The organism is Ruegeria sp. YKSD179 (assembly GCF_059612885.1).
The window spans coordinates 1-14914 of record NZ_JBXWRL010000004.1 but is presented as its reverse complement, the minus strand read 5'-3'; the positions used below and the strand labels follow the sequence as shown (position 1 = coordinate 14914).

Below are 14914 nucleotides of genomic sequence, written 5' to 3'. Positions count from 1 at the left end.
GTTGGGCTCTTTGCTGTTTTTCGCTGCACACGGCGAGAGCAACCGTTTTTCGGACTGAGCTGTCATAAACATTCCATCTCCCGCTTGATGTTGCTGCAAAGGGATTTATCGTAAATTTCCGCGGTAACACGCGGGGTATGTCATGGCGAATTTTGAGGCAACTGGGTCAGAATTTCCCGGGGTCGGAAAAAACGAATAGTTCTTGTTAAAACCACAAGAAACTAACTTTGGAAAAATATTCTCGGACTGTCCAAGGTTTAGCTTTAGGCACAATGGTTTCAATGCAGACGATCTCAGCGCTTGGCGTTAGCGGCTGTTCACATTAACCAACAAGCATTTCCGCCCCAAGATTTTCACATAATAAACAACCTGATTGTGTAAGCTACAGCAGCTAAGCACAAAACGCTGCATAGCCAGATCGCACCGAACCATAAAACTCGATTTAGTGTTTTCAATGATAACTCTCCTCTGGATCAATCTTCCCTCGGAAGACCCAATATGTGTAAGCGGTATAAGCCAAGATCACAGGCAGCAGAACGACGGCTCCGACCAGAGCGAAAGCCAAGCTGCTGTCCGGCGCGGCGGATTCGGCAATCGTTAGGCTTGGAGGTAGCATATAGGGATAGAAGCTGATCCCTATGCCTATGAAACACACGATGAACAAGGCAATGGCGCAGAAAAACGGCTGATAGTCGCGCTGCATCTTCAGGCCCCGATCAAGCATCCACGCAATGAGAACAACAACAGCCGGTACAAACGCAGAGAAAAAGACACCCGGCCACGAAAACCATCTGACCAGATAGATCGGGTCTTGAAAGGGGGTCAAGAGACTGACGAGGCCGATCAATCCCAGAGTCATGAACATCAGTGGACGGACATATGAACGCATCAGACGCTGAATACCGCCGGTAGTCTTCATGTTGAGCCATGTCGCGCCCAGCAAACCGTACCCGATTACAAGAGCCACACCCGTCAGTAGAGAGAATGGCGTGAGCCAATCCCACCATCCTCCGGCGTACATTCGATCTGCGACCGGGATACCTTGAACCAACGCGCCGAGCGCGATGCCTTGGCACATGGCGGCCACGGTTGAACCACCGTGAAACGCGACATCCCACAGCCAGCGCCCGCGCACTGTTCTCCATCGGTATTCGAAGGCAACACCGCGGAAGACAAGCGCGAGAAGCATGGTGACGACGGGCATGTAGATCGCAGGCATCACCACGGAATAGGCCAGCGGGAAAACAGCGAACAAGCCTCCGCCTCCCATGACCAGCCAGGTCTCGTTTCCGTCCCATACTGGAGTGACCGAGTTCATCATGACATCGCGATCTTTGTCGGTTTTCGCGAATGGAAAGAGAATCCCAATTCCAAGATCGAAACCGTCCAGGATTACATAGGTCAGAACGGCAAAGGCAATGATGCCAGCCCAGATTGTCGAAAGCTCAAGCATTACACCGCCTCCGCCATGGAAGAGAATTCAAGGGATTTTTGGGTTTTCTGAAGACCTGATTTGGGCGCTTTGCCCATGAGACGCAGCATATAGAACGTGCCTGCTCCAAACACGGTGAAATACATGACGATGAAGGCAACCAGAGACGCTGCAACAGCAGGTGCATCCACTTGTGAAAGGGATTCCGATGTCCGCATCAGCCCGTACACCGTGTACGGCTGGCGCCCCACTTCTGTAGTGATCCAACCGGCCAGAACTGCCACAAACCCGCTGGGCGCCAACATGATGGATGCCCGGTGCAACCAGCGATCTTCGTTGAGGCGGCCCCGAACCCGCTGAACAAGCGACCACAAGCCGACTCCTAGCATAGCAAAACCAATAGCAAGCATGACGCGGAAGCTATAAAAGACGATCGCGATCGGGGGTTCTTCCTCGTCGGGAATAGTGTCCAGCCCATCAATCGGCGCGTTCAGGTCATGTTTCAGGATCAGCGACGATAGTTTCGGAATTGCTACGGCATAGTCAACGCGCTTTTCATCCTCGTTTGGAATGCCAAAAAGGATCAGTGGCGCTCCTTCGGGGTGGCTATCGAAGTGACCCTCCATCGCCATCACTTTCTGAGGTTGATACTCCAGCGTGTTCAAACCATGAAGGTCACCCGCAACGATCTGCAGAGGAGTGACCAAAACGGCCATCCACATCGCCATCGAGAACATACGGGTTACCTCGGCCGTTCGATTGCGGCACAGCAAGTGCCAGGCTGCAACCCCAGCCACCACGAAGGCGGTCGTGAGATAGGCAGCAAGAACCATGTGTATCAGGCGGTAAGGGAAAGACGGATTGAAAACAATCGACCACCAGTCGACGGGAACGAACTGCCCCAGTTCGTTGATGTCGAACCCGGCCGGGGTTTGCATCCAGGAATTGACCGACAGGATCCACGTGGCCGATATCAGAGTGCCAAGGGCAACCATCGCTGTGGCCATCATGTGCAAGCCGGGACCGACGCGTTCGCGACCGAAGAGCATTATGCCGAGGAAACCAGCCTCAAGGAAAAAGGCCGTCATGACCTCGTAGGCCATCAAGGGCCCAATTACAGGGCCTGCAGTGTCCGAGAATGTGCTCCAGTTCGTGCCGAATTGGTAAGACATCACGATGCCTGACACGACACCCATCGTAAAACCGACGGCAAATATCTTTTTCCAATAGTTGAAAAGGTTAAGGTAAGTTTGGTCCTTGCGCCAAAGCCAGAGGGCATTGAGAACGGCCAGGTAACTTGCCAGGCCAATGGAAAAGGCCGGGAAGATGATGTGGAACGACACAGTAAAGGCAAATTGGATGCGTGCCAGAATTTCTGCGTCGAAATTTGCGAAAAAGTTCATTGCCGTTTCCTTTGGCTTTGGATTGCAAGGAGCGGCAGTCAGGAAAGTCAGGTCAGGCGCCAGCTCATCGATTTCTTCGGATAAGCTGAATTTAGGGGTACTGCCCTTGTCGGTTCCTTTGTGTTCTGGACGGTTGCTTTAGGTTTCTGGACAAAGTCACCGCTCTCAGATCATGAGTTGCTGTGTGCAAGTCCGTAAGAGTAACCGCAGAATTTTTTGAGCTAAACCGGAACGTTTCGTTGCTTGTTTCCCGCAGGTTTTCCGAATTCGCATCATCAGAAGCGATTGTCGACTATACAAAAAAGGGTCGTAACCCGTTTTCTGATGAGGTGTTGAAAAGGCGTAAGTCAACAAATGTGGTTATTTTTTCAGCGCTTACATCAGATTGTTCGGCTCATCTGACAAGACGCAATGCATCGGCCACTTCGGCGAACCCAGATTTTGCTACTAAGCTTTATCTCGGTTGTGCATCGAAATAGCGGCGGAAAGGCTTAACGTAGTCCGCTGGACTCGTTGCTAGCGAACTGGAACGCTTGCAATGGTTCAACAACCTGTTTTCAATCAAACACTCTAATAGGCGAGTTCGCCAAAATACGCTCGATCGGAGGGGCGGCGCTGGTCCCAAATCTGCTAGCGGAATTTAATCCAAGTCCGATCAATTGAACGACCTCCGGAGATCCTGTGAATTTGCTGTGACTCCCGGAATCGGAGTTTTCAATTTCGGACAGGTCTATGACGAGAACTCCGAATTCCTCTTCCAGTTCCTGCGCATCCGATGCGCCCACCCTGGGAATTCCTCCCGCTACGCGACGCGAGGTTTTGAGAGCACCGTCATCTTCAGACGTTAGAATGAATATTCTTTCTGTGATCGATTGGGGGATAATCTCCATTTGAGATCTAAATAGATCGATATCAATGTCAGGGGAGGCGAGCATAATATTGTCAACTCTGGTAATGCCTCGTGCGCGGCCTGTCTGAACTGAATTGACTATGCCTTCCATTGTCAAAAGAGAACCCATAGAATGCGCGACAACATCCACGCTGCGCGCGTTTGTTTTTTGAAGTATGCCCGCGATCTCTGGAAGTTTTTGCCGCGCTACCAAGGCGCTGTTTAAATCATATACATATCCAGTCGTCTTTGCGGCGGACGCCCATGACATTAATACGGGCACGCCGTCAAACTCCGAGTCCTCCACAAACTGGGCAAGCCTTAACAGTGAATCTGTAGTGGTGTTGTTGTAACCATGTACAAAGAACAGAATGGTGCGTTGCGACTGTGGGCGCGAGTTCAACTCTCTGTTTATCGCGGATACAAATGCTGCATCACTCGAATAAACGATCGGGTCGACTATAGAAAATTCTGTATTTGGATCAGGCGGCAGTTTTTTTGGCCGTTCAAGTTTACCGATTTCGTGTGTTGGTGGAATTGTCACATCCACCGAGGCGAGGCCAATTTCCGGCGCTCTCTCACCGGAATAGAAGACCCCAGTGACGTTTGTAGCCTTACGAGTCGTTGCTATAAAGATTTTTTGCTTTTTGACACCAATTTGTGCCACGGCGTCGATTTCCGGATTTTCTATGCCAACCAACTCAGGCGGACGCGAACAGGCAGAGATTAGCGACGTAAAACAAAGGCAAAGCAAAACCCGTATGAACACGTGATCAGTAATTGTTACAGCCCTCTCAAAGTCAATTGGAGCATAAACTACATCTTCTCTCTGATCTCGCAAACTATTGGAGCACACCGAATTTTGCGCGATACGTTCTGTAGTTTGAATAATCTTACTTTATCGGGTCATACGCCGCGGTCCATAAAATACCCCCTGCGGCTTCGATCTTGATGCAAATCACTTTGAAGTAAAACAAATCTTTAAAGACGCGGGTTCTTTTTTGGCACTTGACACATTCACTAGCCCAATACGGCAAGCGCTGCGCTGGCGCAAACTTGACATTTTTTGACGTTGCGGACCTGTGGCCACGAATGTGCCTGACGCTGCGGTGCTTTGATCAACTGATATTAGGGACACCCAAAATCGACTCAAGAACACATCGAATACTCATTCGCAAGGGTCAGTGCTCCTTACTTGTTTTTAAGTGGGAAATTTTTATAATTAGTTCGGTTTTAGCTAGATTATTGGAGACGAGTTTAGGTACCGTTGCTCTTTTTTTGTGGGCATTGAATGCGGTGCGGTTACAGGTTCGGGGGGTTATTCTTGTCAAAGGTCAGCGGCGCCATAACGCCTCCTAAGGTTGCCGACAAAGGTGGCCAAGACCTGCCGCATATGAATGATTTTTCGCAATCCGAAGAACGGCAGCAACTGCTTGAACTCGCACGGAAACAACGTGAAGTAAATCTAACATCCCGCAACCGGACAAATGACGGAAATCTAGATTCTGAACCGGAACAAAGTGAAGGAGAAGATTCAACTAAAAAGATTCAAAGAAGCAGTTCAAAGAGCTTTTTGGAAAGAGTCGACGAGGCACGCGAGAAGCGGGAAAAAATACTCTCGCAACGCGCGGCAGAAATAGATAACTCCGGTCGAAGTGAGTCGGCATCATTCGGCCGTGTTAAGACTAAGGATGGTGTCGATGTACTAGCGCACGCAATTTCCGGCGCGCAAAGGCGAATAAAAAGGAACACTAATTCCGAACGGCAGGACCATAATTCATCTGCTCCAGCGTCCCACGTTCCTAAGCGCAAAACAGCGATAGAAAACTTTAGCGGTGAGATCGCCTCGCCACCCAGTGGCACTCAGGCCAACTTGGAAAGTGCGAAAAACGATCTGCAAGAAAAGATTGCGTTGAGTAGAGTTGCAAGCCTCTTTGACGAATTCCCGGCAGAGAAAAACTCCGACACGCTTCCCGACAGTTCGTTCGCGCGAAGACGATCCATCAAAAGTGGTCTAGTTGCAGTTGCTCTTGGATGTGCCGCGATAGTGACGGCAACGTCCTTTGCCTTTTTTGTCCTGCCCAAGTGGAAATCAACGACGGCCTCCGAAAACGCCAGCTCCGTAAATCCAAGCGCTGAATTAGTTGAACCTACGGCACGATTAGACAGAATTGAGTGGGAATTGGAAACTCCGACAAGCGGATTTCCCACCAAGGTTCAGAATCTTGCCTACAGTTCGCCAGACGCAATCGAAGCACCGCCCCTCGTGCCCGAACCAGAATCTGTTTTTAGCGAGACAACGGACACGCCCATCAAAATTGTGGCTGCGCCCCGCTTGCCGGAAATGTCAGTGGACAGAGTGCCAATTGCGCCGGGCCAATTACGGGTCGCGCCGGATGTTTTAAGAAACCTTGTGGCGCTTGAACAACCTCGAGCGTTAACCATGAACTCTGACAGAGCATATCAAACCGACTCCATTCCAGGCTTTGTGAAAAGCACTGATCCACAAACCGCCCAAGGATCATTACCCGTTTTATTGAATCAGATTGCGGCTGTAGTTCAAGGAATTGACATTCCCGCCGCTGCTACTGCCCCCTCTAATCCGCCTGATCAGTCGTTTCTGCCCGTCGCGCTATCTTTTGGTGAAGACTATCAATCGCTACAGGCTCAGGCACTGACATTTCGATCGAAACCGGATGTATCAGATATTTTCCCGGCTATGCCGAATTCCCCAGAGCCAGTAAAATTGGCTGTTCTGGATTTCGACAAACCACCTAAAGTGCCTAATCCAATTGAGAAGAAGAGTGTCCGGCTAACCACGATTTCATCGCCCTCAGAGACCGAAACAAACGACTTGCCGCCAAATTCGGAAGGTTTGGCACCAAACCAATTGCAACCTAGTTCAATTCCGTCTGAAGCAATAACAACTTCTACAGAGCCAGTCGCGGCTCCGGAGCCTGTTGGATCGGCCGCAGGCAAAGAGAGCGCGCGCTTTGTATTGTTTGCGCCCAGCAGCCTGACCGAGGATATGGTAGAAACTGTCGTTACAAATCTGGAAACAACAGGCCATGATTTGAGGGCATCAAACAGCGTCGATTTTGAGATCAATAAATCCAACGTTCGTTTCTATCACCCACAAGACGCAGCAAAGGCAGCGGCGCTTGCAAAGGATGCCGGTGCCTTGTTGCGGGATTTCACAGATTCCGGTTCCAAGACGCCAAATGGTATAATCGAGTTGTGGTTAGCCGGTGATAGCGCCGCGAAACCAGCCGAGAAAAAGGTAAGCAGCAAAGCTCCTCAAACAAATCCAGTCGATCTGCTCAAAAAACGGGTGCTAAGTAAACTTAGAACAGCGACGGACCAGTGACTGAGCACAGGTTTTTGTCTGAAAGAGTGTGAAACAAGTAAAGTAGTGTATATAATCATCGACCAGGTTTTTTAGATGCCTAACAGTAAGCTAGTTGCCATAGTGACCGCTCTTTCGTTTTTGATGACGTATCACGGCGTACGGGCCGAGATAACGGTGGAACAATTGCTGGCCCTTGATGACTTCTTGTCAAACAATAACACCCAAGGGCTTTTGGAATATTTGCAGAGCAATCCCGAACTGCTTCAGGGCGATGATGAGTTGTCCAATGAACTTCGTAATTTTAGTGAAGAAGCCACTCGCGGCGCGGTAGAGGATTACGGTTACACCCCCGCTGCTTCAGAAGGCACAGAGGCCACGCGAACTGATAGTTCGCTTCAGCACTGATTTGTATGCCCGTGTTTGATGTCATTCAATGTATGGGCAAACTCAAGATTGCCTATGTAATTGAACCCCGGTTTTCAGGAGGCACATCAGCAGCTGTTGCCGCAGAGCTGCCCATTGCCGCCGAATTCGCAGACGTGGTCGTGCATGCGAGAACGTCTAAGATGTTCGGTGACCATAAGCATATCGCCCCAATCCTGCGACAGGTGATAGATGACTTGAACATGCCTGTTATTTGGGACGCTCCTCGGATCGCCGCCGATTTTGTAATTCTGCACAATCCATCTTTTTTGAAGTTTCAAACATCTTTGGATGCAGAAATCTTCGCGCGGGAGTTAATCCTCGTAACGCATGAGAATTTCTTGCGTCCGGGTGGCGAAGAAGGTTTCGACGTGTCGAACTGCCTCGACCAGATAGACCAGTCGACTCTAGCGCTTAGAAAGACCCTCGCACCGATTTCGCAGTATAACCGCGAAACCGTGACGAATTGGCTTTCGGATTTCCGTGATACACACCATTGGCGCGTCTTGGAAACTGACTGGTTCAATATTTTTGCTGCTGATCTTAACGAACCCTGCGATCAGCCTGAGGATCGTCGCGGAAGGCATTCGCGACCCGGTTTTGAGAAGTTTCCGCCACTCGCCGACCTTGATCTATGTTTTCCGAAACACGCCAAATCGAATGTAATTTTAGGCGCAAATGCGATGGTGGATGATGGTATCTCGCGACCGCACTGGACGCTATTGCCGTTCGATGCCATTAGCGTCGAAAGCTTTTTCGAGAAGATAGATTTTTTTGTTTATTTTACCGCTCCAACTTGGCGCGAGAGCTTTGGGCGGGTGATTGTCGAAGCTCTGGCAGCCGGCAAGGTGGTGCTGACAGATCCGAAGACCGGAAAAACCTTTGGTAAAGCTGTAATCCCGTGTCAACCTGCCCAAGTGGATGAGATCATATCTGACTTTGTTTCATCCCCGCAGAAATATCGTGCCCAGGTTGTTGCGTCGCAGGCAACGCTTGAACGCTACTCAGCCCAAAGTTTCAGGGTGCAACTGGCGAGTATTCTGACTGCTGAAAAAGGGGTGCAAACTTGATTTTTGTTGAGGCTGGCACACGCTCGATCCGATCCTTTGATGCTCAGTTGATATTTGCCCAGAAACTAAAAAATCGCGGGTTCAATGCCTGCGTGGATGCTGACTATCTACCAGATGATGCGGGCCGCGGCAGGCTTTATGAGGCGGCCAGGCTTCTCGTCGACCCCGGAGATCATAGACCCGACTCCGTCTTCGTACTCGGTGCCGAGGAAGTCGAAGATCAACTGCTCGCATCATTGAGACAAAAAGCGCTAGACCCGGATATTCCGGTTATCGCAACCGGCCGGTTTCAGACCCATCAAAGCTATATTGGTTCGAAAGCGCGACTGGCATTTGCGCTAGGGCGCGAAGCCAAAATGATTGACCTGACCGACACCCAGCCCAGGCCCATGCTGAACTCGGCTGTAAGCCCATTGGTCGCTGAACTCCGGCCAGTTAAGCGTCCTATTGGTGAAGTGACGGAAGTAACAGCAATCCTGGGTTCTATGGAGTTGGACAACCCAGAAATCTTGTCCTGTCTTTTCAGGATGAGCAATCAGAGTGACTATAATCTGAAGCTTGTCGTCAGCGGCGCGCAGAACGAGTTTTTTAAGGAAACGCAATTCAGCGATCTTTCCAGAACTCTATACACTGATCTTTCGCCGCTTGCTCTGGCGGGAACAACCGACATTCTTGCGATGTTCGGAAATGGTATTGCCGGAGACAGGATGGCGGAATTTGCAGTTGAATTAATCGCTGCAGGCGGCTTGGTGATTGACTGTACGGAAGACCAAGTTCTTATGTCGTCCGGCGCCCCAACACTACAAGGACCAACATCGCTTTTTGCTCTGGGTGGATACCTGACTGACAAGGTTCTGCCAAACACTTCGTTCATCGCAGAACAAGCGCAGAAATCCCAATGGCTGCGTTCCATGGACATTTCCAAGCTGGAATCTGCAGCAGGCCTAGTTGCCAAACCGCAGCAACCCTCGCGGACCACTCAAAGAACCTTGTTCCTGCCAACGAACGGTGTGGGGTTAGGACATGCGCAACGGTGTACGGTTATTGCCAACGCATTACCCTCAGACATCTCACCTGTATTTGCGGTATTCCCAAGCTGCGTTCCGATTGCCCGGCGCGAAGGCTTCGACTGTGTCCCGTTGGTGGCGCGTTCTGACGTCTTGGACAGTTCCAACGCTAATGACATCCTGAACTATCGCCGTCTGAGCGGTGTTTTACAAAAAGGCGACAAATTGGTCTTTGACGGAGGTTACGTATTTGACTCGGTTCATCGCGTAATTCAAGAAAACAGATTGTCGGCGGTTTGGATAAGGCGCGGCCTGTGGCCGCAAGGTCGATCAAGACACACGATGCTGCGCCGTAAAGATATCTTCGACCGGGTCATTGTACCCTCTGAAGCATTTGATGAGCTCAACGATGCTTACAGTTATGGCGACCAGGTTCACTATGTCGGACCGGTTTTTCGTCAGATAGTCCAAACAAAGAAAGACTCGGATCTCCTTCGGGCGCGGCTGGCTGAAAGGTTCGGGCGTGACTTTAAGCAAATGGTCGTCAGTATGTTGGGTGGGGGCGTCGCCTCGGATCGGTCCGCTCAATTGCAAGCGATTTCGGGGATGCTGGAGAACCGCGAAGATTGCCTGCATCTCGTGGTAACGTGGCCCGGAAGTACGGTTCAGGCATCAGCATTCGGATGGAAGAACACCAAATTGGTTTATACCCAAGAGGCTATCAGGCTGTGTATGGCCGCGGATCTAGTCATATCTGCGGCCGGGTATAATTCGGTCCATGAGTTTCTGTACCACAAGATTCCGTCAATTCTGATCCCACAGTCTGCGCCGTATTTGGATGATCAGGAACGCCGCGCAAGGGCATTGTCCGACCGCGCACTTTGCGCAACGATTACTGAAAGTGAATTCATGAAACTCGAGCGCGCAGTGTTGGAATTCCTGGATCACGGAATCGCGGAAACGTTTCGGTCTGCGCTAATGAATATTGAACTGCCCGAACCGGGCGCCTCAACCGCCGCTGAATTGCTTGCAACAACATGACAGAAATGATGACAGAGAACCGTTGGTACAAAATTCTGAGCAACACTACGCCAGAGCGGCCAGTAGATCTTGACGACGTGATCGCTCCTAGCCGAGAGAGCAAGACGCGTGGAGAACTTCTATTCCCTGATATGGACCTGCTTCCGTCCACTACCCTTTGGGAACGTGATGCAGAAAACCATACAAATATAGGGATCCGAATCCGCAAAAAGCCAGAAGCCGTATGTGAAATCGCAAGACGTCTCAGCGCCGCCGCGATAGAAAGAAATGTGGTCCCAATTATCCTGAGCAGGGTTGATAATTGCGGGTTCGAACAATTCGGTTTCCGGGTCGAGCGCATTCCCGACGAAGAATTAGCTGCAAAAGCCGCAGAAGAAGAAATTAAAAAATACTGGGCGCTTGCGATTATATTAGAAGGGCACGAAGTCGCCAAATTAAGTTAGTTCTTTTGATCCGACCTTAACCTAGTGGCGTCCGGACAACTCGAACCAGTCTCTGGTAGGCCAGTGATACTGTCCTTTATCCCGCGTCAAGTTCGCGCCACTCGGCAAGAGCGGCGCTGCGTGTCAGCTTGAAGGTGTCTCGGCTGGTGAGCGATCTTTCCTGGTTGAAATGGTTGTAGATGGAGGAATGGACGGCGGCGAATTTCTGCAAACTTCGCATGCGCCTGAAACGCTGCATGGCACGCTCGCGTCGTCGGAACGGCAGGTGCGAATTCTCTACGCGGTTGTTGATCCATCTGCCCGTCATTTGCTTTTCCAACGCACCCATTTCTCTGAGCACCGCCTTGTAGGATGCGAAGCGATCTGTGACTACTTCTTCAGCTTTGCCGTGCCGCTTCATTAATTTCCTGAGGAATTTCAGTGCTGCAGCTTTGTTTCGGCGTTTGGTGACAACGGCTTCCAGCACCTCGCCTTCGTGATCAACAGCCCGCCACAGATTATGTCGCTTGCCATTTACCTTCACGAAAACCTCGTCGACGTGCCACTTCCATTTCGAGAACGCGCGCAGCTGCTGAACACACTTTCTTCGGATCTCAGAAGCAAACATCGGACCGAACCTATTCCACCAGTAGCGGACAGTTTCATGGCTGACATCGATCCCGCGTTCGTGAAGTAAGTCTTCGACATTTCGAGGCGAAAGCGGAAATCGGACATAAAGCATCACCGCCAGGCGGATGATCTCGGGACTGGTTTTGAAATACTTGAAAGAGGCAGGTTTGGTCATGGGCAAAACCTACGCAACCGCCCTGCCCCGCTCAAGCCAAGTTCTTCTGACAAGACCCCTTCGCTACGTGGGAGGAATAATCACATCGCTCATTGCCTCGACATTTACCTTTGAAAAGCACTAAATTCAGAGAGAAGTGAATACGCAGCCCACATCAGAATTTGCCGTGTCGACGATTGCCGCTTTGCTTCAACGTAATTGGCTTTTTGAATCATGGCCCGTGTCTAGAAGCGAAGTACTTAAGCGCCTTGGTCAGCGTTTCGATCTGGGCATAGTCGGTCTCAGGTATCGACACGCCTAAGCGCGCGTGCAGGGCCGTCACAAGGTTCAGAATATCCATCGAGTCGAGTTCCAGATCATCTTGCAGATGGTCATCATCAGACACATCCGCCGGTTCTATGTCCGGTGCGATTTTGTGGATTTCCTCCAGAAAAGCCTGTCTAATCTCACTGTCGTTCATAGTTCCTCCGGTCTCGAAAGCTTATCGGCCAACACTGTAAGGAATTTTGAGGCCTGCCTGCCGTCGCAAACGCGGTGGTCTGCAGAGAGCACAAAGTTCGTGACCTCACGGGGGGCAACTTTCTCCCCATCCACCCAAGGGCGGATTTGTGGAGCACCGACCGCCAAGAGGGCGACCTGAGGAGGGAAAATCACTCCCGTCATGCTGTCGGCACCACTCTCACCAAGGCTGGAAATAGTGAGCGTTCCGCTGGTCAGTTCTGAACTACGCAATCGTCCAGAACGAGCACGGGTCACCAGATCACGCATCCCTTCCATGACCTCCTCAAGGGACATACGGTCTGCGTTGAAGAGCGCTGGGGCGACCAGCCCGCCGCCACGGAGTGCGATGGCGACTCCTGTATTGATCTCGCTAGAGGGGACAAATTCTCCATTCACAATATGACCGTTCAGCGATTTGACGGCCTGCGCTGCGAGGGCGGCGGCCTTCACGATGGCCGCGCCGAGAAATATCCGTTCTGCCGGGGGCCGGTCCTTGTTGCGTGCGGCCAGCCATTCAGACAGGCCCTGAGTTTCGATCGTGTGCGAGACGTAGAAATGTGGAATTTCCTGTTTTGCGCGCGTCATCGCTGCGGCAACCGCCTTGCGCATTTCGGATAGGCCGTCCGTGGCTTGTTTGGAACTGGCCGCGTTTTTCGCGAAGATCTCGATATCGGCCAAAACAACTGCCCCATCCGGGCCGCTGCCTCGGAGTTCAGACAGCTTCAGGCCAGCATGTCGTGCTGCAACGCGGGCCGCCGGGCTGGCTGCCACAACTGCCGTCGGTCTGGGCGGCGTGGCCGAGACCTTTTGCACATCAGGGCCAAGCGATGGAATGTCTGGAGGCGCAGTGTCGGCCGGGTCTGGCAAAACCGCTGGCACTTCCGGCGCGTCCTCTCCTATACGGGCTAGCGGCTCTCCCACGGGAACGGTTTGACCGACTTGCGCCAGTAATTCTGAGACGCCCCCGGCTTCAAAGCTCTCGATTTCTATGGCGCCTTTCTGTGTCTCTACCACGGCGACGACATCCCCCCGGTGCACCTCGTCCCCTGGCTGAATCAACCACTCGACCAACGTACCGGCCTCCATGTCCGCACCGAGCGAGGGCATCCGAAAGATACTCATGTCAGCTTTGCCCCATCACACTTTTGGCCGCCGCGACAATCGCCGGAACCTGCGGTATCGAGGCGTCTTCCAGATGTTTCGGGTAAGGGATCGGAACTTCTTCCGAACACACCCTTCCAACTGGGGCATCGAGCGTCCAAAAGACCTGTTCGGTGATCCGGGCCGAGATTTCAGCTGCCAGCGAGCCGCTGCGCCATCCTTCGTCAACAATGACGGCGCGGCGCGTCCGGGCAACCGATCCCATGATTGTTTCGTCGTCAAGCGGACGTAGCGAGCGCAGGTCGATGACTTCAGCGCCAATCCCTTCTGAGGAAAGCGAATTTGCCGCCTCTAATGTCTTGTGGAGCGACCCGCCATAGGTAATCAGCGTCAGGTCTTTGCCCGGCCTGCGAATAGCTGCGCGGGAAATGTCGACAGGGCCTGCGCCCGAGTCGATTTGACCGCTCAGATTGTAGAGCATAACGTTTTCGAAGATCAGGACTGGATCGGGATCCTGCAGAGCGGTCCAAAGCATGCCGCGCGCATCTTCCAGCGTCGCAGGCGCGAGGACCTTAAGTCCCGGAATATGAGCGTACCAACCTTCAAGGCTATGGGAATGCTGGGCCGCGAGTTGCTTGCCCGCCCCGGTCGCCATACGGATGACCACCGGTACGCCGAACTGCCCTCCGGACATGTGCCGGAGGGTGGCTGCAGTGTTCAAAATCTGGTCGAGTGCCAAAAGGCTGAAGTTGACGGTCATCAGTTCAACGATGGGGCGCATCCCGGCACATGCAGCGCCGATCCCAGCCCCGGTGAAGCCTGACTCGGAAAGCGGCGTGTCACGCAACCTGTCCGCGCCGAATTTGTCCATCAGACCTTTGGAGACGGCATAGCATCCGCCATATGCACCGACGTCCTCGCCCATGAGGAAGACACGGGGATCGCGAGTCATGGCGTCGGAAATCGCGGCCCTAACGGCTTCGCGATAGGTCGTCTCGACCAGCTCACCGGTAGGGGAAGAGGCCTCAACAGTTGTTGCGGATGGCGCCATTACGTCCTTAGTTAACGACGACACAGGCTCCCAGGTTCCGGCCTCGGAAAAGGCGACGGCTTCGTCGATTTCGGCATCGGCTTGCTTTTCGAACTCCCGGATGTCTTCTTCGTGGATCAGCCTATTTTCTAAGAGCCATGACTGGAAGCGCAGAATTGGCCCCTTTTTACGCCATTCCTCAACTTCGTCCTTTGGTCGGTAAAGTTGGGCATCAAACATCGAATGCGCCCGGAAACGGTAAGTTCTGCATTCAAGAAAGACTGGCTTTCCCGTTTCGCGGATTTCCTGCAGCGCCTGTGTTGCGGCCACTTCGACTGCGACAATGTCCATGCCATCGACCACATGCGCCTCGATCCCATAAGCGGCGGCCTTGCGGCTGACATCGGTCTCAGACTCGGAGCGCGCCAGGGCCGTTCCCAT

General features: G+C 52.2%; 13 protein-coding genes. 5 read left to right on the top strand and 8 right to left on the bottom strand.

The genetic code is table 11. The features are described from left to right. Positions 1–353: 353 nt before the first annotated feature. From AC2FNE_RS03190 to AC2FNE_RS03175, 4 genes are all read right to left on the bottom strand, one after another. The gene (locus AC2FNE_RS03190) at positions 354–455 is read right to left on the bottom strand and encodes a DUF2474 family protein (RefSeq protein WP_170606662.1); all 102 of its coding nucleotides are present in this window, start codon (positions 453–455) and stop codon (positions 354–356) included. Continuing rightward, a complete protein-coding gene (cydB, locus tag AC2FNE_RS03185; protein ID WP_170606660.1) occupies positions 452–1453 on the bottom strand; it encodes a cytochrome d ubiquinol oxidase subunit II in 1002 nt (333 codons plus the stop codon). Before cydB ends, AC2FNE_RS03190 begins: the two co-directional genes overlap by 4 nt. Continuing rightward, complete coding sequence (locus AC2FNE_RS03180; protein WP_496804772.1) at positions 1453–2835, bottom strand: cytochrome ubiquinol oxidase subunit I; 1383 nt, start codon at positions 2833–2835, stop codon at positions 1453–1455. Before AC2FNE_RS03180 ends, cydB begins: the two co-directional genes overlap by 1 nt. A gap of 557 nt (positions 2836–3392) precedes the next feature. Then, positions 3393–4391: an alpha/beta hydrolase gene (locus AC2FNE_RS03175; RefSeq protein WP_496804771.1), complete on the bottom strand. Its 999-nt coding sequence runs from the start codon at positions 4389–4391 to the stop codon at positions 3393–3395. Positions 4392–5048: 657 nt separating this feature from the next. On the opposite strand from AC2FNE_RS03175, the gene AC2FNE_RS03170 reads away from it, so the two are divergent. The 5 genes from AC2FNE_RS03170 to AC2FNE_RS03150 all read left to right on the top strand — a co-directional run bounded on the left by AC2FNE_RS03170 (position 5049) and on the right by AC2FNE_RS03150 (position 11057). Continuing rightward, entirely contained in the window at positions 5049–7091 is a 2043-nt protein-coding gene (locus AC2FNE_RS03170) for a hypothetical protein (protein WP_496804770.1), read from the top strand. A gap of 75 nt (positions 7092–7166) precedes the next feature. Then, on the top strand, positions 7167–7478 hold the full coding sequence (locus AC2FNE_RS03165; RefSeq protein ID WP_496804769.1) for a hypothetical protein: 312 nt from the start codon (positions 7167–7169) through the stop codon (positions 7476–7478). Positions 7479–7483: 5 nt separating this feature from the next. Then, positions 7484–8566, top strand: a complete 1083-nt coding sequence (locus AC2FNE_RS03160) for a glycosyltransferase (RefSeq protein ID WP_496804768.1) — start codon at positions 7484–7486, stop codon at positions 8564–8566. Then, positions 8563–10614: a glycosyltransferase gene (locus AC2FNE_RS03155; RefSeq protein ID WP_496804767.1), complete on the top strand. Its 2052-nt coding sequence runs from the start codon at positions 8563–8565 to the stop codon at positions 10612–10614. Before AC2FNE_RS03160 ends, AC2FNE_RS03155 begins: the two co-directional genes overlap by 4 nt. 8 nt (positions 10615–10622) lie before the next feature. Next, complete coding sequence (locus AC2FNE_RS03150) at positions 10623–11057, top strand: hypothetical protein (protein WP_496804766.1); 435 nt, start codon at positions 10623–10625, stop codon at positions 11055–11057. A 76-nt stretch (positions 11058–11133) separates the two neighbouring features. Here the strand turns inward: AC2FNE_RS03150 and AC2FNE_RS03145 are convergent, their stop codons facing one another. The 4 genes from AC2FNE_RS03145 to AC2FNE_RS03130 form a co-directional block, all read right to left on the bottom strand. Beyond that, positions 11134–11841, bottom strand: a complete 708-nt coding sequence (locus AC2FNE_RS03145; RefSeq protein WP_496804765.1) for an IS6 family transposase — start codon at positions 11839–11841, stop codon at positions 11134–11136. 211 nt (positions 11842–12052) lie between these two features. Further along, positions 12053–12301: an acyl carrier protein gene (locus tag AC2FNE_RS03140; protein WP_170609027.1), complete on the bottom strand. Its 249-nt coding sequence runs from the start codon at positions 12299–12301 to the stop codon at positions 12053–12055. Further along, entirely contained in the window at positions 12298–13464 is a 1167-nt protein-coding gene (locus AC2FNE_RS03135; RefSeq protein WP_496804764.1) for a dihydrolipoamide acetyltransferase family protein, read from the bottom strand. The genes AC2FNE_RS03140 and AC2FNE_RS03135 overlap by 4 nt, the downstream gene beginning before the upstream one ends. Position 13465: 1 nt before the next feature. Further along, positions 13466–14914: pyruvate dehydrogenase complex E1 component subunit beta (locus tag AC2FNE_RS03130; RefSeq protein WP_496804763.1), on the bottom strand; the 1449-nt coding region annotated here is incomplete at its 5' end.

Excerpts from the sequence above, each read along its gene's own strand:
- AC2FNE_RS03145 (WP_496804765.1), bottom strand. The coding sequence starts at position 11,841 with ATGACCAAACCTGCCTCTTTCAAGTATTTCAAAACCAGTCCCGAGATC.
- AC2FNE_RS03180 (WP_496804772.1), bottom strand. The coding sequence starts at position 2,835 with ATGAACTTTTTCGCAAATTTCGACGCAGAAATTCTGGCACGCATCCAA.
- AC2FNE_RS03165 (WP_496804769.1), top strand. The coding sequence starts at position 7,167 with ATGCCTAACAGTAAGCTAGTTGCCATAGTGACCGCTCTTTCGTTTTTG.
- AC2FNE_RS03150 (WP_496804766.1), top strand. The coding sequence starts at position 10,623 with ATGACAGAGAACCGTTGGTACAAAATTCTGAGCAACACTACGCCAGAG.
- AC2FNE_RS03140 (WP_170609027.1), bottom strand. The coding sequence starts at position 12,301 with ATGAACGACAGTGAGATTAGACAGGCTTTTCTGGAGGAAATCCACAAA.
- AC2FNE_RS03160 (WP_496804768.1), top strand. The coding sequence starts at position 7,484 with ATGCCCGTGTTTGATGTCATTCAATGTATGGGCAAACTCAAGATTGCC.
- AC2FNE_RS03135 (WP_496804764.1), bottom strand. The coding sequence starts at position 13,464 with ATGAGTATCTTTCGGATGCCCTCGCTCGGTGCGGACATGGAGGCCGGT.
- cydB (WP_170606660.1), bottom strand. The coding sequence starts at position 1,453 with ATGCTTGAGCTTTCGACAATCTGGGCTGGCATCATTGCCTTTGCCGTT.